The 23,826-nt window shown below is 71.9% G+C and carries 21 protein-coding genes; 11 read left to right on the top strand and 10 right to left on the bottom strand.

Annotation, left to right across the window (positions count from 1 at the left end; genetic code table 11):
* The coding region (locus tag UK12_RS16260) for a TetR family transcriptional regulator (RefSeq protein ID WP_045303690.1) at positions 1-135 on the bottom strand (135 nt) is incomplete at its 3' end.
* A 65-nt stretch (positions 136-200) separates the two neighbouring features.
* On the opposite strand from UK12_RS16260, the gene UK12_RS43325 reads away from it, so the two are divergent.
* Positions 201-1,178: a hypothetical protein gene (locus UK12_RS43325; protein WP_045303689.1), complete on the top strand. Its 978-nt coding sequence runs from the start codon at positions 201-203 to the stop codon at positions 1,176-1,178.
* Here the strand turns inward: UK12_RS43325 and UK12_RS16250 are convergent.
* The gene (locus UK12_RS16250; protein ID WP_045303688.1) at positions 1,168-2,013 is read right to left on the bottom strand and encodes a CPBP family intramembrane glutamic endopeptidase; all 846 of its coding nucleotides are present in this window, start codon (positions 2,011-2,013) and stop codon (positions 1,168-1,170) included. The genes UK12_RS43325 and UK12_RS16250 overlap by 11 nt on opposite strands.
* A gap of 165 nt (positions 2,014-2,178) precedes the next feature.
* On the opposite strand from UK12_RS16250, the gene UK12_RS16245 reads away from it, so the two are divergent.
* Both UK12_RS16245 and UK12_RS16240 read left to right on the top strand, forming a co-directional pair.
* Positions 2,179-3,462: a sensor histidine kinase gene (locus UK12_RS16245; RefSeq protein ID WP_045303687.1), complete on the top strand. Its 1,284-nt coding sequence runs from the start codon at positions 2,179-2,181 to the stop codon at positions 3,460-3,462.
* Positions 3,459-4,196, top strand: a complete 738-nt coding sequence (locus UK12_RS16240) for a response regulator transcription factor (RefSeq protein ID WP_045303686.1) — start codon at positions 3,459-3,461, stop codon at positions 4,194-4,196. Before UK12_RS16245 ends, UK12_RS16240 begins: the two co-directional genes overlap by 4 nt.
* An 82-nt stretch (positions 4,197-4,278) precedes the next feature.
* Here the strand turns inward: UK12_RS16240 and UK12_RS16235 are convergent, their stop codons facing one another.
* Positions 4,279-4,971, bottom strand: coding sequence for a hypothetical protein (locus tag UK12_RS16235; protein ID WP_197084905.1), 693 nt, complete (start codon positions 4,969-4,971; stop codon positions 4,279-4,281).
* On the opposite strand from UK12_RS16235, the gene UK12_RS16230 reads away from it, so the two are divergent.
* Positions 4,937-6,199, top strand: a complete 1,263-nt coding sequence (locus UK12_RS16230; RefSeq protein ID WP_082119665.1) for a UDP-glucose dehydrogenase family protein — start codon at positions 4,937-4,939, stop codon at positions 6,197-6,199. The two genes, UK12_RS16235 and UK12_RS16230, sit on opposite strands and share 35 nt — an antisense overlap.
* A gap of 66 nt (positions 6,200-6,265) precedes the next feature.
* Here the strand turns inward: UK12_RS16230 and UK12_RS16225 are convergent, their stop codons facing one another.
* Positions 6,266-7,729, bottom strand: a complete 1,464-nt coding sequence (locus UK12_RS16225) for a peptide ligase PGM1-related protein (RefSeq protein WP_045303685.1) — start codon at positions 7,727-7,729, stop codon at positions 6,266-6,268.
* Between the two features lie 120 nt (positions 7,730-7,849).
* On the opposite strand from UK12_RS16225, the gene UK12_RS16220 reads away from it, so the two are divergent.
* Genes UK12_RS16220 through UK12_RS16210 form a run of 3 tightly spaced genes read left to right on the top strand, consistent with a single transcriptional unit; the run spans position 7,850 to position 9,797 of the window.
* Entirely contained in the window at positions 7,850-8,368 is a 519-nt protein-coding gene (locus UK12_RS16220; RefSeq protein ID WP_052681919.1) for a hypothetical protein, read from the top strand.
* 5 nt (positions 8,369-8,373) lie between these two features.
* The gene (locus UK12_RS16215; protein ID WP_045303684.1) at positions 8,374-8,670 is read left to right on the top strand and encodes a hypothetical protein; all 297 of its coding nucleotides are present in this window, start codon (positions 8,374-8,376) and stop codon (positions 8,668-8,670) included.
* Between the two features lie 50 nt (positions 8,671-8,720).
* Positions 8,721-9,797 carry a class I SAM-dependent methyltransferase gene (locus tag UK12_RS16210; RefSeq protein WP_045303683.1) on the top strand — a complete coding sequence of 359 codons (1,077 nt, stop codon included), beginning with the start codon at positions 8,721-8,723 and terminating at the stop codon, positions 9,795-9,797.
* A gap of 296 nt (positions 9,798-10,093) precedes the next feature.
* On the opposite strand, the gene UK12_RS16205 is transcribed toward UK12_RS16210, so the two are convergent.
* Positions 10,094-12,982: an FtsX-like permease family protein gene (locus UK12_RS16205; protein ID WP_045303682.1), complete on the bottom strand. Its 2,889-nt coding sequence runs from the start codon at positions 12,980-12,982 to the stop codon at positions 10,094-10,096.
* 570 nt (positions 12,983-13,552) lie between these two features.
* On the opposite strand from UK12_RS16205, the gene UK12_RS16200 reads away from it, so the two are divergent.
* On the top strand, positions 13,553-16,792 hold the full coding sequence (locus UK12_RS16200) for an ATP-binding protein (protein WP_045303681.1): 3,240 nt from the start codon (positions 13,553-13,555) through the stop codon (positions 16,790-16,792).
* Between the two features lie 21 nt (positions 16,793-16,813).
* On the opposite strand, the gene UK12_RS16195 is transcribed toward UK12_RS16200, so the two are convergent.
* The 4 genes from UK12_RS16195 to UK12_RS16180 all read right to left on the bottom strand — a co-directional run bounded on the left by UK12_RS16195 (position 16,814) and on the right by UK12_RS16180 (position 21,143).
* Positions 16,814-18,061 (bottom strand): cytochrome P450, encoded by a 1,248-nt coding sequence (locus UK12_RS16195; protein WP_045303680.1) that lies wholly within the window; start codon positions 18,059-18,061, stop codon positions 16,814-16,816.
* 55 nt (positions 18,062-18,116) lie between these two features.
* Entirely contained in the window at positions 18,117-18,905 is a 789-nt protein-coding gene (locus tag UK12_RS16190) for an ABC transporter permease (protein WP_045303679.1), read from the bottom strand.
* Positions 18,902-19,873 carry an ATP-binding cassette domain-containing protein gene (locus UK12_RS16185; RefSeq protein WP_045303698.1) on the bottom strand — a complete coding sequence of 324 codons (972 nt, stop codon included), beginning with the start codon at positions 19,871-19,873 and terminating at the stop codon, positions 18,902-18,904. The genes UK12_RS16190 and UK12_RS16185 overlap by 4 nt, the downstream gene beginning before the upstream one ends.
* Before the next feature lie 202 nt (positions 19,874-20,075).
* Positions 20,076-21,143: an MFS transporter gene (locus tag UK12_RS16180; protein WP_269432022.1), complete on the bottom strand. Its 1,068-nt coding sequence runs from the start codon at positions 21,141-21,143 to the stop codon at positions 20,076-20,078.
* Between the two features lie 162 nt (positions 21,144-21,305).
* Between UK12_RS16180 and UK12_RS16175 the strand changes: the two genes are divergently transcribed.
* The gene (locus UK12_RS16175) at positions 21,306-22,196 is read left to right on the top strand and encodes a LysR family transcriptional regulator (protein WP_045303677.1); all 891 of its coding nucleotides are present in this window, start codon (positions 21,306-21,308) and stop codon (positions 22,194-22,196) included.
* Positions 22,197-22,274: 78 nt separating this feature from the next.
* Here the strand turns inward: UK12_RS16175 and UK12_RS44435 are convergent, their stop codons facing one another.
* Positions 22,275-22,400: a hypothetical protein gene (locus UK12_RS44435; protein WP_269432020.1), complete on the bottom strand. Its 126-nt coding sequence runs from the start codon at positions 22,398-22,400 to the stop codon at positions 22,275-22,277.
* Between the two features lie 8 nt (positions 22,401-22,408).
* Here UK12_RS44435 and UK12_RS16170 point away from each other — a divergent pair, with 8 nt between their 5' ends.
* Both UK12_RS16170 and UK12_RS16165 read left to right on the top strand, forming a co-directional pair.
* Positions 22,409-22,777, top strand: coding sequence for a single-stranded DNA-binding protein (locus UK12_RS16170; protein WP_082119664.1), 369 nt, complete (start codon positions 22,409-22,411; stop codon positions 22,775-22,777).
* 110 nt (positions 22,778-22,887) lie between these two features.
* Positions 22,888-23,478 (top strand): hypothetical protein, encoded by a 591-nt coding sequence (locus UK12_RS16165; RefSeq protein ID WP_045303676.1) that lies wholly within the window; start codon positions 22,888-22,890, stop codon positions 23,476-23,478.
* The last annotated feature ends 348 nt before the right edge of the window (positions 23,479-23,826 follow it).

Genomic DNA, 23,826 nt, shown 5'->3' with positions numbered 1-23,826 from the left:
GTTGACCGCGACCCCAGCGGCGCGGGCCACCTCCGCGACGGTGACCCGGTCGAAGCCGCGCTCGGCGAAGAGTCCGAAGGCGGCATCCGCGATGGCAGTACGGGTCTGCTGCTTCTTGATCTCCCGAAGTCCCATGAGGCAATCATAGTGCTGCTCCAAATTTGGTGTGACGCCAAGAAATTTCCCCTAGAGTGCTGCGCATGACCTTCGCCTCCACCTCCACCTTCACCTTCGGCATCTATCCGGGCGGTCTGCTGGGCACGGACGCCGAGATCCTCGAGCCCGTACGCCCCGACCAGCCGGAGCAGATCACCGGCGCGCTGCGCCTGCTCCAGGGCGACGCGCCGACGCTGGCGGTGCGTGCGTACCGTCCGTACGAGTCCGCCGCCGTGCTGGACTCGCCGGCCACTCCGGTGGACCCCGGCCGGTACCGGGGGGAGGGGCGCGTGCTCGACCTGGCCCTCACCTTCCGTGAGCCGGACGGGCAGTTGGACGGCTGGGTGGACTTCGTCCGCCATGTCGTACGGACCGAGGGCCCGCACCTGGCGGCGCTGCAGATCTGCGAGGAACCCAACGCCTACCTCCCGATCCTCGACGGCAGCACACCGAATGTGCGCGAGGCCGTCGTTCGAGGCGTCATAGCCGCCAAGGAGGAGGCGCTCGCCTGCGGATTCGACATCGCCATAGGTTTCAATGCGGTGCCGAACTTCGATCCTGCCGACACCTTCTGGCCGGAACTCGGCGCGCTGATGGATGACCGCTTCCACCGCTCCCTCGACTATGTCGGTCTGGACTTCTTTCCGGACGTCTTCCGCCCCCTTCCTCCGGAACAGCTAGCCGCAGCGGTGGCCGGTGTACTGAGCTCCTTCCGGGACACGCTGGGCCAGGTGGGCATCGGGTCATCGGTGCCGGTCCGGATCTGTGAGAACGGGTGGCCGACGGGCCCGGATCGCTCCGAACAGCGCCAGGCCGAAGTCCTGGAGGAGGTCGTGCGGACGCTGTACGGCCTGCGGGAGGAGCTGAACCTCACTGGCTACTGCTACTTCGACCTGCGTGATGCGGACAGCTCCGGCACCGGTCTGTTCGACCGGTTCGGTCTGCTGCGGGACGACTACACGCCCAAGGCCGCGTTCGACACCTACCGCCGCCTGATCTCCGAGCTGTCCGTCAGCGGCTGACCGCCACGTCCGCGAGCCGGCTGGGCTGGCTCTTCCGCCGACTGTTGCGGAGGAGCCAGGCGACTGTCAGCGCCATGCCGGGTATCGGAAGCAGGGTGAGGGCCAGCGCATCGAGCCCGCTTCCTCCCAGCAGTAGCCCGACGGGCAGGGACAGGACCATATTGTTCCCGGCGTGCGCAAGGCTCGCGGGCCAGATGCTCCGGCTGCGGGTCCGCAGCCAGGCCAGAAGGAATTCCTGGAACAGGAAGGAGGCCGTCCAGGCAACCAAACCGACTGCCGGATGCGGGAATTCGATGTATCCGAGAAATGCCAGCGGATAGTGCCAGACCGCCCAGATGAGACCCGTGACCACCACGGACAGGGTCGGCCGATCGGGAAGCACCCGTGGGCGCAGATAGCTGGTCCACCCGAATTCCTCGCCCCAGTACAGTGGAGTGAGAACCACGGGCGCCGCCATCAGCAGGAGCAGGAACGCCCAGCCGGGCAGACCCGGGACGACCGTCGAGAGCGGGGAGAGGTCAGGTCGCCAGAGCCCCAGCAGGGCGGCCAGGCCGCAGGTGGCGCCGGCGAGCAGCAGCGGGCCCAGCCAGGCGCCCAGGTAGCAGCGCCAGGCGGACTTCAGGTGCAGGGCCAGGCCGGCATCATCGAAGCCCTCCCGGGTGACCCATCGCCGCACGATCACTGCGGCCGCCGCGGGCATGAACGCGATGGGAAGCTGTGCGAGAGGATTCACCAGCGACATACGCAGGCCGAACCGGGCCGCGAGCATCCACCCCCAGGCCCCTGCAAAGCTGATGGCCAAAAATGTCGCCATTCCCCTGTTTCTGGTACTCACGTCCTTCTCCCTTCGAACTCCTGAATGATGGTCAAACGATCCCGGGTCCGGTGGCGCCTGCGCATCCCCACGGCGAGGGAACTTTCCCTCCCTCGATTTCGGGAGGGGAAACCTGGCTCTTTCGGGGGAGGCGGAGCCTGCGAGGCCGCTGCCATACTGACCGCCATGCACAGGACGATTCGGCCGCTCTGCCGCAGAAGTACCTACTCGGGTGCGGTATTCGCGTTTATCGGTGCCGCCATGAACGTGTTCCTTCTCCCCTTTGCTCTCGTGCCCGTCGGGCTGTGGCAAGTGCCGTCGACATCGCTGCGCACGGCACTCTTCGCCGCTGCGATGGTCGCGTTGATCGTTCTCCTCGGGCTCCCGAGGGCCACCCGGCTCATCTCCGTCGCCCTGGCCAACCGGCTCCTGGGGGCGGAGTTGCCGGAGCCGGCGAAGCGTCCGAGGTCCCGGTGGTCGACCCGGATGCGCACCGCTGCCTGGCTCCAACTGCACATCGGGCTCGGCGGACTGTTGGCAGGGCTGGTCCTGCTGCTCCTGATGGCGGGCCTGGTGCTGCCCGGGACATGGCTCTCGGGCGGCGATCAGATCGCGTATTTCGGCCTGTCCGTCGACATCGTGCCGGGCTGGCGTGGCGCTTGGGTATGGCCGGCGGCGGCGGCCGCTCTGGTCATGTCCGCCCAGGCCTGCGCCACCACAACGGCGTTCCTGCGAGTGATGGCCCAGCGCCTGCTGGGCCACTCCGCCGCCGAACGTCTGGCCGAGCTGGAGGAGAGACAGCTCATACTGGCGCAACGCAACCGGCTGGCCCAGGAGTTGCACGACTCCATCGGTCATACGCTGACTGCCTCCACCATCCAGGCGGCAGTGGCCGGAGAGCTGCTGGTGGCGGATCCGGACGCGGCCCGTCGCGCGTTGCGAAGCATCGAGGAGTCCTCGCGCAGTGCGCTGGACGACCTCGACCATGTCCTCGGCGCACTCCGTGATGATGCGTCAGCCACCGTGCCTGATCGAACCCTTGCCAATGTGCACGACCTGTTCGAGCGGATCCGGCAGGCGGGTGCCGAGCTACAGGTCGACATCGCCGGCGACCTCGCCCAAGTGCCGGCCACGGTCTCCCGGGAGGCGTACCGGATCGTCCAGGAGGGGCTGACCAATGCGATGCGGCACGGTGACCAGGCGGGGCCGGTCACGGTGACCGTCAGAGCCGATCTTGCGTGGCTGGAGATCGTGGTCGTCAATGCGGTCAGCGACAGGCACTCTGCTGCCACCCGAACGGGGGGAGGGCGCGGCCTCGTCGGGGTCACCGAGCGGGTCCAGCTGCTGCGCGGAGAGGTCATGGCCGGTCCCGCGGCTAGCGATCCGATCCGACCGGAGACGACTGTGCCGCACCCCGCCGGTGGCTACTGGAAGCTGGTCGTACGAGTCCCGCTACGGTTGGCCGTATGACATCCGACCCGGTCGCCGCCCCGACTGCCGAGCGGTCAGTCTCCCTGCTCATCGCGGACGACGAGGAGGTGACCCGTAGCGGTCTGCGCACTCTGCTGTCGGTCCAACCGGGTCTCACGGTCGTCGGCGAGGCGACGGACGGTGCCGAGGTGCTGGACCAGGTGCGCAGCCTTCGACCCGATGTCGTCCTGATGGACGTCCGAATGCCCGAGGTCAATGGGATCGAGGCCACCAGGCTGCTGCTGTCCGAACTTTCGGCCCCTCCGAAGGTGGTGGTGATCACGACATTCGAGAACGACGACTACGTCTATGACGCGCTCCGGGTGGGCGCCAGTGGATTCGTCCTCAAGCGGTCGCCGATCCAGCAGATAGCCCAGGCCGTGAGGACGGTGGCTACCGGGGACTCCCTCCTCTTCCCCGACGCTGTGCGGAGACTGGTCGCGGCACGGCCCGCGGCGCCCCACGCCGTCTCCCCAGCCGCATTCGGACTCACCGGTCGGGAGAGCGAGATCCTGCGTCTGATGGCCGGCGGCCTGTCCAATTCGGACATCGCGGCTCAACTGGTTGTCAGCCTGGAGACGGTCAAGACCCATGTGGGCAACGTACTGATCAAGTTGCAGGCCCAGAACCGGACTCACGCGGTGATCCTGGCCTACGAATCCGGCTTCGTGGTGCCGGGCGCACAGTGCAGCACTATCGCCGGTCCCCGGTCCCAGGCTGCCGCCGGCCGCTGAGTACCCGGGCGCCGGCAGAGCGCGGCGCACTGGGCAGTCGGACCGCAGTCGGGTCGGACGGCAGGCCGTGGTCAGGTCGTGATCAGACCGCCATCGCGAGCTCACTCCGTACTCGGTCGCGGAAGTCGACCACCCGCGCTTCGCGGTGCCAGGGAACGAGGGAGGCGTTGAATTGCCGGACGTAGTCGAGGGCCCGGGCGGACTTCACCCGGGCGAGGATGTCGACTGCCTGGTTGCCGAGTTGGAGGCCCTGATCGAGGTCGCGGTCCTGGAGGTGGACCGTGCCGACGATGGCGAGGCGTATTCCGACCGAGCGGGTGAAGAGTCCGGGTGCCATGGTGGCGGCCTGGGAGTTCCAGGTCAGCGCCGCCCTGGGATTCCCGAGGTCGCGGAAGATCTCGGCGGCATCGGCCGAGAGCCGGGCGTGGTTATAGAAGTCGATCCAGGCCGGTTCCTCACCGTCGGCCCGGGCGGCCTGTCCGAGCAGGGCCTCGGAGGCTGCGAGCGCGGCCGAGGCTGCACGGGCATCGCGGCCGCGCGCGTGGGCACGGGCCTCGATCAACTTACTGAAGGCCAGCACCCGGGGCGCGGCCTGGTCCCTGGTCCGGTTGAAAGCTCCCTGGGCCATGTCCACCGCCTCGTCGGTAAAATCCCGCAGCAGAGCCTGCATGGCCATGGTGGTCAGGACGTAGCAGCCCAGCTGAACGTCCTTGCCCGCACGGGCAAGCCGGAGAGCCTGGATGAAGTGGCGTTGGGCGGCGTCGTGTTGGCCCACGTCGAACGCGGTCCAGCCGGCCAGCCGGGAGGGCCAGGCCCCGTTCTACGAGCCGGGTCTGGACGACCTCCTCGCCAAGCACACCGCCGCCGGGAACCTGCGGTTCACCTGCTCGTACGCGGAGGCCGCCGACTTCGCCGATGTGCACGTCCTCGCGGTCGGTACCCCGGCGCTGCCCGGCAGCGGCGGGTACGACCTCGCCCAGCTCCACGCTGCCGTCCGACGTCTGGCACCGGGTCTGAACGACGGTGCGCTGATCATCGGGAAGTCCACTGTTCCGGTCGGGGCGAGCGAGGCGCTGCGGACGGTCCTCCACCGGTACAGCCGTCCGGGTGCGGATGTCAGGCTGGTGTGGAGCCCGGAGTTCCTGCGTGGGTCGTGTGCCGTCGAGGGCACCCTCCGGCCGGACCGGATTGTTCTCGGAGTGGCTGCGGGGGACACCACCAGTCAGGCGGTCTTCCGGGCCGTCCATGCGCAGATCCTGGACACCGGCTGCCCGTTGCTCGTCACCGATCCACCGACGGCAGAACTGGCCAAGGGTGCCGCGAACGCCTTCCTCGCGACGAAGATCTCGTTCATCAACGCCATGGCCGAGCTCTGCGAGGCGGCCGGGGCCGACGTCCACCAACTCGTCGCCGTGCTCGGTCACGACGACCGGATCGGGCGGCGCGGTATGAGTCCCGGCCTGGGTTTCGGCGGCGGCTGTCTGCCGAAGGACCTTCACGGGTTCATCGCGCGAGCGGAGGAACTCGGGTTGGGCCGGGCGGTATCCATCCTGCGGGAGGCTGATGCGATCAACCTCCGTCGCCGGGAGCGCCTGGTGTACCTCGCGCGCGAGCTGTGTGGGGGAGGTCTGAGCGGGCGTCGGATCGGTGTCTGGAGCGCCTCGTTCAAACCGGGTACCGACGACATCCGCGACTCCCCGGCCCTTGCTGTCGCCGATGCCCTCCACCGGGCCGCGGCCGAGGTCACCGTCCATGATCCGATGGCTGTCGGCAACGCGCGAACCGCCTTCCCGCACCTGCACTACACGGGAGATCCGACCGACGCCGCCACCGGCGCCGAGCTCCTGCTGCACCTCACCGAGTGGCCGGAGTACCGGGAGATCGACCCCGCCGAACTCCACCGCCGGATCGCCACACCCACGGTGATCGACGGGCGCGGCACCCTCGCCGTCGAGCGCTGGCGCTCAGCAGGCTGGACGTACCGCGCCCTCGGCAGTCCCTGACAGCGGCGCGATCGCGCGGCCGCGCCGGCGCCCAGCTCCGGTCTCTGCCGACGGCCTGCCTCGGTCTCAGTCGGAGCCGAGCGCGGCGTCTAGTAGCGCGTGCAAGGATCGTTCGAGTTCGGCCGCGCGTCCGAGGTCGGCCGCGATCGCTGCGTAGTGCCAACCGGTGTCGGGGACAAGGGACTCGACGGACAGCACCACGCCTTCGCCCCGTTGGTGGGAGTAGGCCAGTTCCGTCTCCTGAAGCAGCGTCTGTACGGCCGTCAGGTCGGTGGCGTGCGGGCCGGGCCGGGTGTCGGCCAGCCAGGCCCGGTCGGGCCGGCCGCTCATCGCTGCCAGTCGTCGCGCCAAGGCATGCCGCGTGCTGGTGGCGGTGCGGCGGACGTTGCTCTCCACCGCGTACACGGCCGAGTCCTCGGTGACCCCGGCGTCGATGCTGAACCGGCCCCGGTAGCCGCACTCGGTGAGATGGCCGCCTAGCGCCAGCCCGGCACTCTCCAGTTCCCGGTGCACCCCGGCGCCGCCTCCATGCCCACCCGAACCTGCGCGCTCGCGTTCCTGCTCGGGCAGGGGTGAGGCGAAGCCGTGGTAGCTGCAGTCCCGGGTCCGCATCTCGCCGCAGTAGACGACGGTGGCGCCCGTCGGACCCACCTCCATCTGCACGCTGACGTCGCGGACGAACGGGACGTACTCCTCCACCACCCACCCTTCGGGCTGGTTCCGCAGGGCGTCCTGATGCTGCGCCAGGTTCGGCAGGTCCGCGCGGGTGACGATGCGAAGGCCGTCGCCCCCGGCCGCCCTGGCAGGCTTCACCAGGACCTGTCGGTACCGGTCCAGCAGTTCGCGGGCACCGGCGACGACGTCGGGCCAGTCCCGGCACGCGCGGCCCGCCGGTACGCGGATGTGCAGTTTCTGCGCGGCCTCCCTGAAGCCGCTCTTGGTGTTGAGCCGGTCGACTGCCTCAAGTGCGCTCTCGGGTACGGCTTCAGGGCCGCTGCCCCCGCTCCCGGGGTGCCGGTTGCCGTACCCGGACACGGGTACGCCGAGTTCGGCGGCGAGCCGGACCGTCGACCGGTCCAGCACGATGGGCAGCAGCTCGATGCCGGGGCGCTCGGCGACCAGGGCTCGCAGCCGGCCCGTCAGCCCGGGAGTCTGTTCGACCGCCTCGGCCAGCGGCAGCGTCGGATCGGGCTCGGTGGTGATCACGGCGACCGACTCGGGCGCCATGCCCAGCAGGCCGCCGACGTAGCGCCGGAATTCCCGGCTCACCGGGAACTGCGCCACCAGCACGTCGCCCGGACGTGCCAGCCACACCTTCCGGGAGGACTGCACCATCCCGTGCAGGTTCAGTTCGGCGGGCTCCCGGCCGCAGACCACGTCGGAGACGAAGTTCGCGAAGAGCAGCAACGGCCCGCGTTCCCCGCCGCCCTCGCGTTCCCCGCCGCACCGGCTGCTCTCGCCGGCCAGGTCGGCTCCGTCGTTCCAGTCGGCACTGCCGGTTCTGCCTGCACTTTCGGCCCTGTCGCGCATGCGCGCAGCCAAGCACGGTGGACGGCCTCCGTTCGGTCGGCCACTCGGCGCCGCCCCACACGTCACCCTTTCGTACCGCCCGACGCGCTGGCCGACCGGGCTGCCGGGAGTCTGAGCCCGATGAGGCGTGACACTCCGATCGACGGCGCTCTTGCGGCCGTGAACGGCTGGCTCCGCGACGCCGAGCCCGAGCTGTTCCCGTTTGACGCCGCCCTCCGCGCGATCCAGACCACGGGCAAGCACTTCCTCCCGGGGCCGCTGTCGGCTGTGCTGGACCGGGCCCGCGCGGTCTGTCCGGACGGCGCGGCAGTACTGCGGGCGTTCCTCGACTGCGCGCTGGACAAGAAGGACGGCCGCTACAGCTACCGCAGCTACCTGTGCCTGCCGCTGCTGGAGGAGCTCGTCCGCCCGCCCCGGCCCCGGATCGCCGTCCCCGAGCTGGTCGGCCTGCTGGTCGCCGACGCGCTGCGGTACGAGCTCGCCGCAGACCGCGACGGACCGGCCACCCTGCCCGAGGAGCGTCCGGATGCCGCCGTGCGGCACAAGCGGCTCCGGTACGGTCTGCGGCTGCTGACCGGGTGGTGGCCGACCGGCGGCAGCGGGATGCTGGGCACACGCCGTCTCCATCGAAGAAGGTGAGCACGATGACATTTCTCCAGCTCATCGAGTACGAGACCACGCAGAAGGCCCGGGTGGACCATCTGATGGACGAGTGGCTGGAGGCCACCGAGGGCAAGCGCACCGCAACCCACGAGATGCTCGGTCAGGACCGTGACAAGCCGTCGCACTTTGTGAACATCGTCGAGTTCCCCAGCTACGACAAGGCCATGGCCAACAGTGGCCTCCCGGAGACCCAGCACATCGCCGAGGAGCTGCGCGGCCTCTGTGTCGGCGAGCCGCGCTTCGTGAACCTGGACATCGTCCGGGACGAGCGCTGGTAGGAGGCGCGGTGGGAGCAGTCGAACAGGAGTAGCAAAAAGGGAGTTGTCCGATGCCGGTGGACCCGGGCGCGCTGGACGAGGGTGCGCTCAACGAGCTGATGGGCAGGGTGGTCACGGATCTCGGGGCGATCGCGCTGGCGCCGCTGCTGACGATCGGGGAGCGGCTCGGACTGTTCCGGGCGATGGCCGACGGCGAGCCCGTCACCCCGGCGGAGCTCGGGAAACGTACCGCGACGGTCGAACGCAACGTCCGCGAGTGGCTGTCGGCGATGGCCGCCAGCGGCTACGTGACGTACGTCGGTGAAGGGCGCTTCCGGCTCTCCCCCGAGCAGGCCGCAGCCTTCACGGACGAGGACAGCCCGGCCTTCGTACTGGGCGGATTCCAGGCCTTCGCGGCGGCCGGCCGGCCGGAGTCCCGGGACCGGCTCGAACGTGCCTTCCTGAACGGTCGCGGGGTGGGGTGGCACGAGCACCATCAGGACCTGTTCGCGGGCACGGCCCGGTTCTTCCGTCCCGGCTATGCGCTGCACCTGGTGGCCGAGTGGCTGCCCGCCCTGGACGGCGTGGTGGACAGGCTCAAGGCCGGCGGGAAGGCCGCCGACGTCGGCTGCGGTCTCGGGCACTCGACCCTGTTGATGGCGAAGGCGTTCCCGGCCGCGCGGTTCAGCGGCTTCGACTACCACGTGTCGTCGATCGACACGGCCCGCAGGCTGGCCGCCGAGAGCGGCCTGGGGGAGCGGGTGACGTTCGAGGTCGCGGGCGGCAAGGACTTCGGCGGCGGGCCGTACGACCTGGTGGCGTACTTCGACTGCCTGCACGACATGGGGGACCCGGTCGGCGTGCTGGCGCACACCCGGGAGCAGCTGGCCCCGGACGGCGCCGTGATGCTGATCGAACCGTTCTCCCACGATGACCTCGCGGAGAACCTCAATCCGCTCGGCCGGGCCTTCTACGCCGCTTCCTCGCTGATCTGCGTCCCCGCCTCGCAGTCCCAGGAGGTCGGCCGGGCGATGGGCGCGCAGGCCGGGGAGGCGCGGACCAGGGAGGTGGCGAACGAGGCCGGCTTCGGGCGGTTCCGGCGGGCGGCGGAGACGTCGTTCAACATCATCTACGAGGCGAGGAGCTGAGCCGCCGGGCAGACGGCTGTCGGCGGTGCGGCAGCGGGTCCGGGCAGAGTGCCCGAGCCCGCTGCCTTCGCTCGTCCAGTCGTCCAGTCGTCCAGTCGTCCAGTCGTCCGGACGAGCGGACGAGCGGACGAGCGGACGAGCGGACGTCCCCATGTCTCCACGCTTGGGCCCTTGCGGGCAGGGTGGTTGTCAGGTCCGGGTGGTCAAGCAGCGTTTCGCACGTATGGATCCAGTGCTGCCGGAAGGCTGTTCCGGTGGCTGCGCCCGGTCGCGCCGGCACCCGTACCGTCGGAGGGTCAGCCCGTCCGGCGGGTCAGTGCCACCCGCGAGCGGGTGAACCCGGCGGCGAGTGCCCAGGCGAGCAGCGGCAGCCCGGCCACCATGACCGCCAGGTACGTCCAGGGGACCACCAGCGGGGTGGTGCCCAGGTAGATGCCGCCGGTGGGATCGACGTGGGGACTGATGCCGAGGTTCTGCACGCGCTGTACGGCCGCGGCGGGCACGCACCCCGCGGCCACACCGACCACGGCACCCATCGCGGCGACGGCGGCGCACTGGAAGCCCGACAGCCTGCGCCGGATGCCCGGGGCCGCGCCCACGGCCGCCAGGGTTGCCAGGTCCTGCAGGGAGTCCGCTGCCGCGAGGCCGGTCGCGATGCAGGCGGCCGCGATCGCCACGGCCGAGGCGGCGATGGCGAGCCCCAGCATGACGGCGCTGTGGGAGGCGCCCCGGTAGCCGCGGTCCACGGTCACCTTGCCGTGGGCGCCCGCGGTGGCGACGGCGGCGGTGGCCCGCTGCTCCTCGGCCGAGGTGGGGGCGTGCTCCGGTAGCCACACCGAGTCGTAGGAGGTCGGTGCCAGGCCCGCTGCCGCGGCCGTCTCCGGTGACAGCACCGCCTGGACCGCCGGCGCCGTCGCCTTCGCGACGACCGCCGGGAGGCTGACGGTGCCGACCTGGTTGGGGGCGATGCCGTTCGGGCCGGCGGCGCCGTACCGGGTGAGGTTCAGCGTCACCTTGCCGTCCTTGACGAACCGTTGGTCCGGCACGACGACCTGGCCCGCTCCCAGCGCCCGCGCGGCGGCGGGGTCGTCCACCCCGAGCAGATTGCGCAGCACGGTCGCGTCCCCGCTGACCAGCTGGCCCAGGATGAGGGTCGCCGATACGGCCGGCCTGCACCGGGGATCGTGGGCGAGCAGCCGCTCGGCCTCCTGGACGCTGACGGTGGTGCCCGACGAGGAGTCGGCCGCCCCGGCCAGCGGCGGACAGCGGTTCTCCTTGGGCATGTTCAGGGTCACTGTGCCGCAGAAGCTTCCGGCCTGCTCGTCGCAGGCCCCGTAGGTGAGCTCCTGCAGGTCGCCGCGCTGTCCCAGCCCGGGGATGGCCTGCGCCACCGCCGAACGCAGGGCATCCGTGTTCCTGGTGGCTGCGGCCGAGGCCGCCGAACCGGCTCCGTCGGACGGCCGGGGGGTCTGGAGGAGCACCGCTCCGTTCGAGACCGAGGCCGCGTGGTTCGCCCGGTCGCCCGCGTCGCTGCTCGCCTGGAAGGTCAGCACCGCGACCGCACCGGCCACGGCCGCCATGACGGCCGCGACCGCCGGCGCGGTGCGCCCGCGATGGCGGGCCGCGTCGCGCAGCGCCAGCCGCGGGCCGAGCGGGAGGAACCGGCCGATCCTGCCGAACCGTCCCACCAGCCAGGGCGTGCAGGCCACCAGGCCGAGTTCGGCGATCACGGAGCCCGCCATGACGACGTGTGTCCGCGTGCCCTGGGCACCGAGCAGCGCGAGGAGCGCCCCGGCCACCGTCACGAGCAGTCCGCCGATGGTGAGCCAGAGCGCGGGCGGGCGGGCGGTGCCGCGGCCGGTGAGTGCGGTGAGCACGGGCTGCCGCGCTGCCTGCACCGCCGGGACGGCGGCGGCCAGCAGGCCGGTCACGACGCCGATCGCCACGATGCCGAGCAGATCGCCCGGCTCCAGGGCGAAGTGGCCGAAGCGAGCCCCCGACCTCGTCTCCAGCCACGGCCGTCCGAGCGCCACGCCGAGGCCGCCGAGCACCAGGCCGGTCAGCGCGCCGGTGGCGCCGAGCACGACGGCTCCGCCGAGGACCACGGCGCGGATGTGCGCGCGGTTGCCGCCGCCGGCCGCGACCAGTCCGAGCTGCCGCCGGGAGCGGCGCGCGCCGACCGCGAACGCCGGACCGGCCAGCAGCACGATCTCCAGCAGGGCCATGCCGAGGACGGTGGCGAAGACGGTCGCCGACTTGGCGGCGGCCGCGGCGGCCGTCCGACGCGAGAAGGGGTCGTCCCGGTAGAGCGGAACGGCACTGTCCGGCGGCGGGTCGGCGAGGACGGCCCGCGAGGCCACCGTGAAGCCGTAGGAGTTGGCCTGCTGCACCTGCTCCCAGCCGAACGCGGCGTGCCCGGGCAGCGAGACCAGGAAGTCGTGGGCGCCGACCACCGCCGCGTCCTGGTCGGCCCGGTGCTCCTCGGTCGAGGCCAGCAGCCCGCTCAGTTCTCCCGGCCGGCCCACCAGCCGCGCCACGCCCAGCTCGCCCGGGTACTCGACGGCGGAGGTGATCTTCAGTGGCTTGGTGGTGCCCCTGAGGGTGGTGCTCTGGCCGACCCGCAGGCCGGACTCGGCCAGGAAGCCGGTGGTCGCCGCGACCTCGTACGGGGCACTGGGCCAGCTGCCCTGGCGGAGCGTCACGATGCCGTGGGTGGCCGGGTCGGTCAGGTCCATGCTCCAGGTCTGCACGTGCCCCAGGCCGTAGGCCGTACTGGTCATGCTGTAGCCGGAGGGGGCTTCCACCGGCAGGACCTTGGCGCCGGTCGGCAGGGCCCGGGCGAGCAGCTGCTCCAGCGGTTCGGCCGCGCGGGCCGCCTCCTGCTCGGTCGGCATGGGCTTCGGGCCGTTGCGCGAGGGGAACCGGGGAAGTGCGGCACCGGGGTCCGGGGCCTGCTGGAGGCGCCAGCCGGCCTGCACCGTCCTGACGTACGCGTCGGAGGCGCCCATCAGGCGGGTGGCGCTCTCCTGCGGTGACAGCTGCGTACTGCGCGTCACCACGTCCGCAGTGGTGACGCCCATGACCGGCAGCGCGATCATGGCGACGATCAGGGCACTGCGGCCCTTGGCGCGCAGCGCGTCGCGGCGGGCGATGCGGAGCGCGGCCCACCAGGCGGAGATCTTCATCGGGCCTCGCTCGTCCCGGTGGTCCGGCGTGCGGCCGGTTCCCCGTGGCCCAGGGCGCGGGCCTGGAACGCACCGTGTCCCTGCCTCGGTCCGTACCGGTGGCCGGGTCCGTGGGGCGTGCCGTGCAGGCGCGGGACTGCTCCTGCGGTGTCCCGCAGGTGTGGGGTTGTCACTCGTCGGCTCTCTTTCGTGCGACTGCCACCCGCGACTGCGGCGGCCTCGGTTGTGCGGGTGCTCGCCCTTGGCGGCTTACGGCGCCCCTGGTGGCTGGCAGCGCGTCACCGTGCGGGCGGGGCGGGTCGGTCGGACCATCGGCGAGGATGCATATTTGGTATGTATACCCGGTATGCAGTCACGCTTCAAGGGTGCACTTCTTCGCCGGGGGGGGGGGGGGGGTGAACCCCGCCGCCGCGGCTGGGCGGGTCGGGCTTGCGTCCGCGCCGGCTGTCGGTGAGACAGGCCATCGGATCTCCGGGTTCGCAGGCCGTGCTGCAGAGCTGAGTCGACGTCATGAGAGCTCTGGGGCGACCGCCTTGAGCCGGGTCGGCCGTCGCTGGTTAACCTGCTCCGGTGACCATCGAGCTGACCACCCTGTCGACGGTGTCCTACCGAGGGCAGGAGATCACCGCCCCCCGCCTGCGCGGGCTGCTCGCACTGCTCTGCGGCGAGCTGCGCGGGGGGTGCAGCACCGGGCGGCTGGTCGACGGGCTGTGGCCGGACGAGCAGCCGGAGAACCCGGCCAAGGCGCTGCAGATCCTGGTCTCGCGGGCCCGGACGCGGCTGGGCCCCGGGGTCATCGCCAGTACGCCCACCGGGTATCGGCTCGCGCTCGGGGAGGAGCAGGTCGACGCCTCCGCCGTCCTGCTGCACGCCGCCGCGAGCGCGGAGAAGTCCCGGGCCGGGGACCACGCGGGGGCGCTGGCCGAGGCCGAGGCGGGGCTTGAGCTGTGGGCCGGTGACGGCGCCGGGCCCGAGGACGTCGTGCTCGACGACCCGGTGTCGGTGCTGCGGGCCGAGCGGGCGACGACGTACCGGTCGCTGGCGCGGGCCCGTGCGCTCGGCCTGGCCAGGACCGGCCGACGGGCGGAGGCCGTCGAGCCGCTGGCCGAACTGGTACGGGCGCTGCCGCGGGACGAGGAACTGCTGCTCGAACTGGTCCGCTGCGAGGCGGTCACCGCAGGGGCGTCCACCGCTCTCGCGACGTACGACCGACACCGCCGGGCGCTGCGCGACGAGCTCGGCACCGACCCGGGTCCCGCGCTGCGGGCCCTGCACCAGGAACTGCTGCGGGGCGAGGCGCCCGTGGTGCGGCACGGGGTGCCGCACGAGCCCAATCCGCTGCTCGGGCGCGACGGCGACCTCGCCGCGGTGGCGCACCTGCTGCGCACCTCCCGGGTCACCTCGATCGTGGGCGCCGGCGGGCTCGGCAAGACCCGGCTCGCCGGTGCCGTCAGCCGGAACGCGGAGCAGCGGGTGGTGCACCTGGTCGCGCTCGCCGGCGTCACCGGCGACGAGGACGTGGTCGGCGAGGTCGCCTCGGCCCTCGGCGTCGCCGAGGGCCGGCGGGCGTCGGTGGGCGGCTTCGGCCTCCCGACGGACGTCCTGACCGGCATCGTGGGCGCCCTCGGCCCGGGTCCCGCCCTGCTGGTACTGGACAACTGCGAGCAGGTGATCCGAGGTGTCGCCGAACTGGTGCGGGCCCTGGTGGCGATGACCCGGGATCTGCGGGTGCTGGCCACCAGTCGGGCGCCGCTCGGCCTCTCCTCCGAATCGGTCTACCTGCTGCCGGAGTTGGACCCGGCGACGACCGTCGAGCTGTTCGAGCAGCGTGCCCGGGCCGCCCGCTCCGATGTCGAGCTGCCCGCCGACCGGGTCGCGGAGCTGTGCCGCCGGCTGGACGGGCTGCCGCTGGCGACGGAGCTGGCGGCGGCCCGGGTGCGGGTGCTGTCGGTCGCCGAGATCTCCAGGCGCCTGGAGGACCGGTTCGCGCTGCTGCGAGGCGGGGCGCGGGACGCGCCGCAGCGCCACCGCACCCTGCACGCCGTCGTCGACTGGAGCTGGAACCTGCTCGAACCGGCCGGGCAGGCGGCCCTGCGCGCCCTCTCGGTCTTCCCCGGCGGTTTCACGGCGGACGCGGCCGAGCACGTGCTCGCCGGCCATGAACTGTTCGCCGGCTCCCCGGTCGCCGGGGGAGGACACGTCCAGGGCGGCGAGGACGTCCTGGAGGTTCTGGAGGACCTGGTCGACCAGTCGCTCCTCAAGGCGGCCGACAGCCCGTCCGGCACCCGCTTCCGGATGCTGGAGACCGTACGGGAGTTCAGCGCGGTCCACCGGGAGGGCACCGGTGAGAGCGAGCACGTGACGGAGCGGTTCACCGCCTGGGCCCGCGAGTTCGGCCTGACCTACCACGACGCGCCGTTCGGGCCCGACGCCTTGGCCTCCTGGCAGTCGATCAGGGCCGAGCAGGACAACCTCGTCCGGGCGCTGCGGCTCGGGCTGGCCCGCGACGACGGCCCCGCGGTCGCGGCGACCGCCGCCGTGCTCGGCACCCTGTGGACCACCGAGGCCAACTACACCCGGGTGATCGCGCTGGCCGAGGACACCGGCCGACTGCTCTCGCGCTTCCGGCCGGAGCCCGAGTACGTCGAGGTGGTCCGCACCACGGCGACCCTGATCACCACCAATGCCCTGCTCGGGGTGGGCAGCGGGGCGCTGCGCTTCCTGGTCCGCCTGCGCCGGCTGCCGCCGCCTCCGCCGGGCACCCTGATCGGGGCGATCGCGACCGTCCTGTGCGCCGCGCCGGAGGTGTTCGGGCCGGACCACACACTGCTGAACTCGCTCTGCGACAGCGACGATCCGCTGCTCGCGGGCGTCGCCGAGGGTGTTGCCAGCTACGTGTGGGAGACCGAGTACGAACCGGACCGGGCGATGGCCTCGGCCCGCAGGATGCTCGGTGCCCTCGAAGAGCGGCCCATCCCGTGGCTGCAGATCATGGCGCTGTCCCGGATCAGCGAACTGTGCCTGCAGACCGAGCGGGGCGCGGAGGCGACAGGCCACATGGCGAAGGCCATGCAGGTCCTCGACGGGCTCGGCGAATGGAACGACATGATCGGCCTGCGCTGGGGGATGGTGCTCGCGCACCTGCAGACCGGCGCCCTCGACGACGCGGAGCACTGGCTGGAGCAGGCCGTGCTGAACCGGCCGGAGGACGCGCCCGACCTCCTGACCCCCGATCTCGGTGCGCGGGCCGAGATCGCCCTCGCGCGGGGCGAGACGGAGCGGGGCCTGAGCCTGTGGCGTCGGGCCACGGACCGTCTGGAGCGCACCGGGGAACCGCTCTTCGGCACCGAACTGGCCCTTGAGCCCTGGGTCCTGGAGATCCAGGCGGTCACCGTGGCCGCCCATGCGCGGCACGGCCGGCTGGACCTCGTCGAGCAACTCGCCGGAGTGCTCCCGGCCCGGCTGACGACCCTGCTGTCCCGGGCCGAGGCCCTGCCGCAGCGGGCCCTCGTGGACTTCCCGGTCTGCGGTGCGCTGCTGCTCGCCCTCGGCCTGGCCGACCTCGATCGCGGCGGTCGGGCCGGCGACGCGCACCTGTTCGGGACCGGGGTACGGCTGATCGCCCTGGCCGAACGCTTCCGCTGCCTGCGGAGCTTCCAGCCCACCATGTCCTCCGCCGGCGCTCGGAGCGCGGCCGAGAACGCCGACCGGGCGGCCTACGACGACGCGGTGTCGGCGTACGCCGCCCTGGGGCGGGACGGTCTCGGGGCGGCTGCGCTGGCGCTGGTACGGGAGCGGGAGAGGGCCTGACGGTGCATCCGGCCGGTGGCGTCAGAACCGCACCGGCAGCCGCAGCAGGTGGAACCCGTCCGCCGGCCAGTGCCCGAACTCCAGCTCGTCCCGGCCCACGGCGAGCGCGGTGTCCGGCCGCCTGACGAGCACCTGGTCGAGGACCACCGAGGTGACCAGGCGGCCGAGGGCCGCTCCCAGGCAGTAGTGGGCGCCGTGGCCGAAGGCGAGATGGCCGTCGCCACGGCTGAACTCCCGGGCGATGTCGAGCCGTTCCGGGGCGTCCCCGTACTCCTGGGGGTCGTGGTTCGCCGCGAGCAGCGCCACCGTCACCGTCTCGCCCTTCTTCAGTGCGGTCCCGGCGAACTCGAAGTCCTCGGTGGCGTACAGCGAAGCGCCGATCCGTACCAGGGTGATGTAGCGGAGCAGTTCCGGTACGGCCCGCCCCAGCAGCTCGGGCTCGGCGCGCAGCGCGGCCAGCTGGTCCGGGTGGTCGAACAGGGCGAGCACCGCGTGGGCGAGGAAGAGGGCGGGCGGGGTGATCCCGGTGCTGATCAGCAGGAAGACCACCGAGACCAGTTCGTCCTCGGTCAGGGCGTGTTCGTCCTCGCGGCCGCCCCGGACCAGTGCGGAGATGAGGTCCTCGGTGGGCTCGGCCCGGCGCCGGGCGACCAACTCCCTGACGTACTCCACGATGCCGATGAGCCCGTCGGTCATCCCGCTGCCGTCGCCGTACGCGAAGTCGCGTATCCACGCGCACACCCGGGGCCGGTCGTCCTCGTCGACACCGACGAGTTCGCAGATCACCGAGGTGGTCAGCGGATAGGCGAACTCGCCCAGCAGGTCGGCCGCCTCGCCCTTCGCGGCGAGCTCGCGGATCAGCTCCCCGGCGGAGCGCTCCACGAACGACCGGAGGGCGGCGATGCGCCGGGCGGTGAACGCCCGGGTGAGCGGGGCGCGGCGCCGGGCGTGGTCCTCGCCGTCGAACAGCGCCAGATGGCCGGTCAGGTACTTCGCGTACTCGGCCGGGAAGCCCTCGAAGGCGGCCTCGGCCAGCTCGGCCTGCGGGTCGGAACCCTCGGCCCCGCCGGGCACCTTGGAGCGGTCCCGGATCAGCCGCGGCTCGGTCAGGGCGGCCTTGACGTCGGCGTAGCGGGTGACCAGCCGGACCGGGGTCCGAAGCTCCGGCAGCACCACACGGGGGAGTTCGGCCTGGGCACGGAAGCCGGCGTACGCGCCGACCGGGTTCTCGACGAGCTCGGGGGTCAGGTGAACGGTGTTCTCGGACATGGCGGTTCCTGCTCTCCGGTGGTGGGACTTCTCGGGACTCTGGGACTTCTCTGGACTAGCGGGGGCCACGGGTGAACTGCTTCTTCGACCACACGAAGCCGAGGACGGCGATCCCGGCGCACCAGGCCACGGACAGCCACCCGTTGTCGCCGATCGCCGTGCCGGTGAGCAGCCCGCGCAGGGTCTCGATGACGGTGGTGAACGGCTGGTACTCGGCGAACCAGCGGATCCAGCCGGGCATCGAGGACACCGGCACGAAGGCGCTGCTGATGAAGGGCAGCAGGAAGGACAGCGGCAGCACCGCGTTGCTGGCCGCCTCGGGGGCCGGGCTGGCCAGACCGAGGCCGACCGCGAGCCAGGTGAGGGCGGTGCACACCAGGGCGAGCAGTCCGGCCGCGGCCAGCCACTCGAGGGGCCCCGCGGCGGAGCGGAAGCCGATGGCGAGGGCGACACCGGTCACCAGGACCAGGCTGACCATCGTCTGGATCACACTGCCGACCACGTGGCCGACCAGGACCGAGGAGCGGGAGATGGCCATGGTGCGGAAGCGGGCGACGATGCCCTCGGACATGTCGGTGCAGACGGCCACCGCGGTCGGCATCGCCCCCGAGCCCACGGTCATCAGCAGGATTCCGGGGACCACGTAGGCGATGTACGCGGCGCGGTCGCCGCCGCCGCCGAGCCCGGTGCTCAGCGCGGTGCCGAAGACGTACACGAAGAGCAGCAGCATGACGATCGGCATGCCCACCACGCCGATCGTCATGGACGGGTAGCGCCTGGCGTGCAGCAGGTTGCGCCGCAGCATGGTCGCGGAGTCGCGCAGGGCGTAGGACGGGGAGCTCATCGGGCTTGCACCTTCTCGTTGCCGGGGCGGCCGGTGACCGCGAAGAAGACGTCGTCCAGGTCGGGGGTGTGCACGGTCAGCGCGTCGGCCTCGACCGCCGCGTCGTCGAGACGGTCCAGCAGGGCGCGCAGGGCGCGCACGCTGCCGTCGTTCGGGACCTGCAGACAGAGCGCCTCGTCGTCCGGGATCCCGGTGCCCAGCGCCCTGGTGGCCGCCGCGAGTACGGTCGCGTCCGCGAACTGCAGCCGGACATGGCCGCCGGGGACCAGGCGCTTGAGTTCGGCCGGGGTGCCCTGGGCGACCAGCCTTCCCTGGTTGAGGACCGCGATGCGGTCGGCGAGCTGGTCGGCCTCTTCCAGGTACTGGGTGGTCAGGAAGACGGTGACGCCCCCTGCCACCAGGTCGCGGATGGCCTTCCACATGTTGTGGCGGCTGCGCGGGTCGAGCCCGGTCGTCGGTTCGTCGAGGAAGATCACGCTCGGCGCGCCGACCAGGGTCATCGCGATGTCCAGCCGGCGGCGCATCCCGCCGGAGTAGCTGGCGGCCGGCTTCCCGGCCGCGTCGAGGAGATCGAACCGCTCCAGCAGCTCGGCGGTGATCCGCCGGCCCTCCCGGCGGCCCAGGTGGTGCAGGTCCGCCATGAGGATCATGTTCTCCTCGCCGGTGATCATGTTGTCCACGGCGGAGAACTGCCCGGTGACGCCGATCGCGCCGCGCACCGCGTCGGGGCTTTCGGCCAGGTCGTGCCCGGCGACACTCGCCCGGCCGCCGTCGGCGGTGACCAGGGTGGAGAGGATCTGGACGGTGGTGGTCTTGCCCGCGCCGTTGGGCCCGAGCAGGGAGAAGACCGTGCCCTGCGGGACCGCCAGATCGATGCCGTCGAGGACCAGCTTGTCGCCGTAGGCCTTGCGCAGCCCGTGGGCCGCTATGGCCGGCCCGTGCGGGGCGGTGCGGTGGTGTGAGGTCATGCCGCAGAGCTTGTCGGCGCCGGGCTTCAACGCGGTTTCAGCCCGGTTTCACGTTGGGCGGCGGACGGATACCCGGACCGGCACCAGGCCCGGCGGACCCGCGAGCGGGCCGGGCCACGCGCACCCTGGCAAGCAGTCAGGGCCGCTGCCCTGGGAAGGACACCGGCCCTGGACCGGCGCTACCGGTTCGGGAGGGCGGAGGCTAGGCACCGACCCCGGCGGGCTCCTCGACCGACTCCTCGGCGGGTGCCTCGGCGGCTCCCTGCTCGGTGGCGGGGAACGCGAGGACCTGGGCCAGCAGCGCCACCACGATGCCCACGGCCAGCCCGATTCCCACGAAGAGCATGGTCATCCCGTTGCCGACGAACAGACCGGCGAGGGCCGGCCCCAGGGTGAAGCCGGCGGACACCGCGATGCCGTAGAGCGCATTGACCCGCCCTCGGTTGGCCTGGGTGGCGGCGGCGTTGACCAGCGTGGGCACCACCGCGGAGTAGAAGGCCGCACCGACGGAGGCGCTGGCCGCGCCGACGCACGCCAGCGCGATCACCAGGGCGTCCGAGGTGAGGCGGGGTGCCACCAGGAGAAGCGCCCAGAACACCGACCAGGACAGGGCCGCGATCGCCAGCGAGACCCGGGGCGGCAGACGCTTGATCACGGAGAGCAGGGTGACCTGGGCGACCACGGCGATCACCGTGTCGACGAAGAAGACCTTGCCCAGGCCGGAGACGTGCAGGTCGGAGATGGTCACCAGCACCGCCGGGACACCCGACTCCAGCTGCGAGTAGCCGAGGGCGAAGAGCAGGAAGGTGACCAGAAGGGTCGCGAGCAGCGGCCGGTTGCCCAGCGCACTGCGGTAGGAGGCCCGGGGGCCGCCCTCCTCCCAGTCGCCGCCGCTCGGCTGCGGCAGCCGCTTCGCCACGGAGACCATCAGCCATCCGGCCACCACGAAGGTGAGTCCGTTGATCAGGTAGAGCGTGCGGAACGTCCACAGGTCACTGGTGACGACCACGCTGCCCGCCACGATCCCGCCGATGCCGAGACCGGCGTTGGAGATCCCGAAGTTGAGCCCGAACACGACCGGGCGCTTGCCCGGTTCCACCGATTCGGCCAGCAGGGCCTGCCAGACGGAGTTGCCGCCCACTCCCAGCCCGAACACCGCCGCGGCCAGCAGCGCCTGCCACGGCGCGGAGACCAGTGCGTACAGGCAGGTGCCCGCCGCGGCCACGGCCATGGCGCAGAGGATGGTCCGGACGCGACCGACCACGTCCAGGGCCCAGCCAGTGTCCGGGTCTCGCGGCCCGGCGGCTCCGACGGGGCACGCCGTACGGCCGGGCTCCGAGTCCCCGGCAGACTCGGCGGTCGCGGCCGGTCGCGGTCGACCGCCGGTCAGAATCCTGACGGATTGATCTTCCGGAAGCTAGAATCCACAGTTATGGAGCTGAGGCAGCTGGAGTACTTCGTCGCGGTCGCCGAGGAGCAGAACTTCACCCGGGCGGCCGAGCGGGTGCACATCAGCCAGTCCGGTGTCAGCGCCCAGATCCGCCAACTGGAACGTGAGCTCGGAGCCGAGCTGTTCGACCGGTCGGCACGCAGCGCCACCCTCACCGTCGCGGGAAGGGCCGCGCTCGAACACGCCCGCGCCGTGCTCGCCGCCGCCGGGGCGGTCGGCCAGGCGGTGGGCGAGGTGACCGACCTGATCCGGGGTCGGCTCACGGTCGGGATGGTCACCGGCTGCACCATCACGCCGCTGTTCGACGCCCTGGCCGCGTTCCACCGGGCGCATCCCGGCGTGGAGCTCTCGCTGCTGGAGGACAACTCGGACCGGCTCGTCGAGGGGGTCCGCGCCGGCACCGTCGACCTGGCCCTCATCGGGACCGCAACGGCCACCCCCGAAGGGCTGGACGCGCTGACCATCATCAGCGAACGGCTCGTCGTGGCCGTCCCGGCCGGGCACCCCCTGGCGGAACGGCGCCGGGTCGTCCTGCGCGACCTGGCGGCCCACCCGGTCGTCTGCATGCCGCCCGGCACCGGCCTGCGCACGGTGCTCGACCGGGCCTGCGCCGCCCAGGGCCTCCGTCCCGTGATCGCACTCCAGGCCAGCGCCGCCGACGCCATCGCCGACCTGGCCGCCCGTGGACTCGCCGTCGCCGTCCTCAGCGAGTCGATGGCCGCCCGCTACCGCGACCGGCTCACCGCCCGCACCATCGACGACGTCGAGACGCCGGCCCTGCTCGCCCTGATCTGGAAGAACGCGCACAGCCCGGCGGTCCGTGAGTTGCTGGCCCACAGCCGGCAGGCGTTCGCCGGGACCGAGGCCGGCTGAGAGGCGGATGCCGGTCAGGGTCCTGATCCTGACCAGCAGTCAGAACCCTGACCGGCACCACCGGGTCGGGCCGGCGGTTCAGACGTGTGCCAGTGCCGTGGCGTCGTCGAGCGAACCGAGCCTGAGCAGAGACCGGCTCTGTTGCGCCAGCCCGTGCGCACTGATCCCGTAGTGGGCCAGCACGTCCAGCTGGGAGCCGTTCACGATCCACCATCGCCTCCACCCCGCGCACCTACGACAAGACCAGCGGCCAGTGGAAGGACGGCACCGCGCTGTTCCTGCGGGCCACCGCCTGGCGCGAGATGGCCACCAGCGTCGCCGAGTCCCTGACCAAGGGCATGCGCGTGGTCGCCGTCGGCCGCCTGGTGCAGCACAACTGGCAGACGCCCGAGGGCGAGAACCGCTCGATGCTCGGTCTCGACGTCGAGGACATCGGCCCGTCCCTGCGGTTCGCCACCGCCAAGGTCACCAAGACCCAGCGCACCAACAGTGCCGCGCAGGCCCCGGCTGCCGCCGACCCGTGGTCCACCGCCGCCCCGACGGCCGGTACAGCCCCGGTCGGCGCCGAGCCGCCGTTCTAGCCCACTCCGCCCGGACAGCACGACGGGCCCCGCAGCAGCAGCGACCTTGCCGGGTGACGGCGGCTGTTGCGGGGCCCGATCAATCCCGACTTCACGAGATCGGATCCATCATGGCCCAGTTCACCCCCGGCACGCTCGCCATCGCCGACGACGCCTACGACCGCTCCCGCGCCTCCGACGGCCACTTCCGCTACGGCGCCTACCTCAAGCAGAAGGCCCGTCTGCTCCACGACCAGGGCTGCATCCTCCGCCCGGCCGAGTTCGCCCACGCCGCGTGGCGCATCGCCACCAGCCCGGTCATGAGCCCCGGCTACGTCCGCATCCGCCCCGACTTGCTCGGCGTCACCCTGGTGGAGGCTGGTGAGGACGGCCACGATGTCGCCCTGCGCATCGACGTCCCCCTGCGCCACGGCGACCTGGCCCACTGGCCCGCCCGCACCCTCGACTGGCAGACCGACTGGGACGACTGGAACCCCGGGCCGTGGCGCCGAGCCGTCGAACCCGCGCTCACCAACCGGCCCGCGCTCCTGACCACCGCCACCCTCCTCATCCCGGTGCCCGCAGACCTGCTCGTCCAGCCCACCATCACCGTGCCCGGCACCGTCATGACCAGCGAAGCCAAGGAGGCGGTCAAGGCCCTGGTCCGGCACGCCAACGCCCGCTCCCACCTGGTCGCCGAGCTGACCGGCGGCGGGCGGTGATCGGGTCGCTCTGCACCGGCTACGGCGGCCTGGACATGGCCGTAAAGCAGGTGCTCGGCGGCGAGCTGGCATGGGTGGCCGACCCCGACCCCGGGGCGGCGGCGATCCTCGCCCACCACCACCCGACCGTGCCCAACCAAAGTCCACAAGTTCAGCTATTCCGAAGGGTGTTGTGGGTGGAACTTGAGGGTCTGGGTGGGTGGCTTTGTTCAGTTCCAGGGACAGCGTTTGTCGGCGAGTGGGACAGCACTTGGCGATCAAGGTGTTCCTGGATATTCACGACTTCCGGTTCTGGCTCAACTCCTGTGGTCTGTCTGCGCTCTGTGACTGTTGATCTCCGTGGGGCCT

This window comes from Saccharothrix sp. ST-888 (assembly GCF_000955975.1).
Taxonomy (GTDB): domain Bacteria; phylum Actinomycetota; class Actinomycetes; order Streptomycetales; family Streptomycetaceae; genus Kitasatospora.
The sequence above is the reverse complement of the archived record's forward strand: the minus strand, read 5'-3'. Positions and strand labels throughout refer to the sequence as shown.

Bases quoted from the DNA above. Each gene is read 5' to 3' on its own strand.
- UK12_RS43325 (WP_045303689.1), top strand. From the start codon at position 201: ATGACCTTCGCCTCCACCTCCACCTTCACCTTCGGCATCTATCCGGGC.
- UK12_RS16245 (WP_045303687.1), top strand. From the start codon at position 2,179: ATGCACAGGACGATTCGGCCGCTCTGCCGCAGAAGTACCTACTCGGGT.
- UK12_RS16240 (WP_045303686.1), top strand. From the start codon at position 3,459: ATGACATCCGACCCGGTCGCCGCCCCGACTGCCGAGCGGTCAGTCTCC.
- UK12_RS16230 (WP_082119665.1), top strand. From the start codon at position 4,937: ATGAAGTGGCGTTGGGCGGCGTCGTGTTGGCCCACGTCGAACGCGGTC.
- UK12_RS16225 (WP_045303685.1), bottom strand. From the start codon at position 7,729: ATGCGCGACAGGGCCGAAAGTGCAGGCAGAACCGGCAGTGCCGACTGG.
- UK12_RS16220 (WP_052681919.1), top strand. From the start codon at position 7,850: ATGAGGCGTGACACTCCGATCGACGGCGCTCTTGCGGCCGTGAACGGC.
- UK12_RS16215 (WP_045303684.1), top strand. From the start codon at position 8,374: ATGACATTTCTCCAGCTCATCGAGTACGAGACCACGCAGAAGGCCCGG.
- UK12_RS16210 (WP_045303683.1), top strand. From the start codon at position 8,721: ATGCCGGTGGACCCGGGCGCGCTGGACGAGGGTGCGCTCAACGAGCTG.
- UK12_RS16205 (WP_045303682.1), bottom strand. From the start codon at position 12,982: ATGAAGATCTCCGCCTGGTGGGCCGCGCTCCGCATCGCCCGCCGCGAC.
- UK12_RS16195 (WP_045303680.1), bottom strand. From the start codon at position 18,061: ATGTCCGAGAACACCGTTCACCTGACCCCCGAGCTCGTCGAGAACCCG.
- UK12_RS16190 (WP_045303679.1), bottom strand. From the start codon at position 18,905: ATGAGCTCCCCGTCCTACGCCCTGCGCGACTCCGCGACCATGCTGCGG.
- UK12_RS16185 (WP_045303698.1), bottom strand. From the start codon at position 19,873: ATGACCTCACACCACCGCACCGCCCCGCACGGGCCGGCCATAGCGGCC.
- UK12_RS16175 (WP_045303677.1), top strand. From the start codon at position 21,306: ATGGAGCTGAGGCAGCTGGAGTACTTCGTCGCGGTCGCCGAGGAGCAG.
- UK12_RS16165 (WP_045303676.1), top strand. From the start codon at position 22,888: ATGGCCCAGTTCACCCCCGGCACGCTCGCCATCGCCGACGACGCCTAC.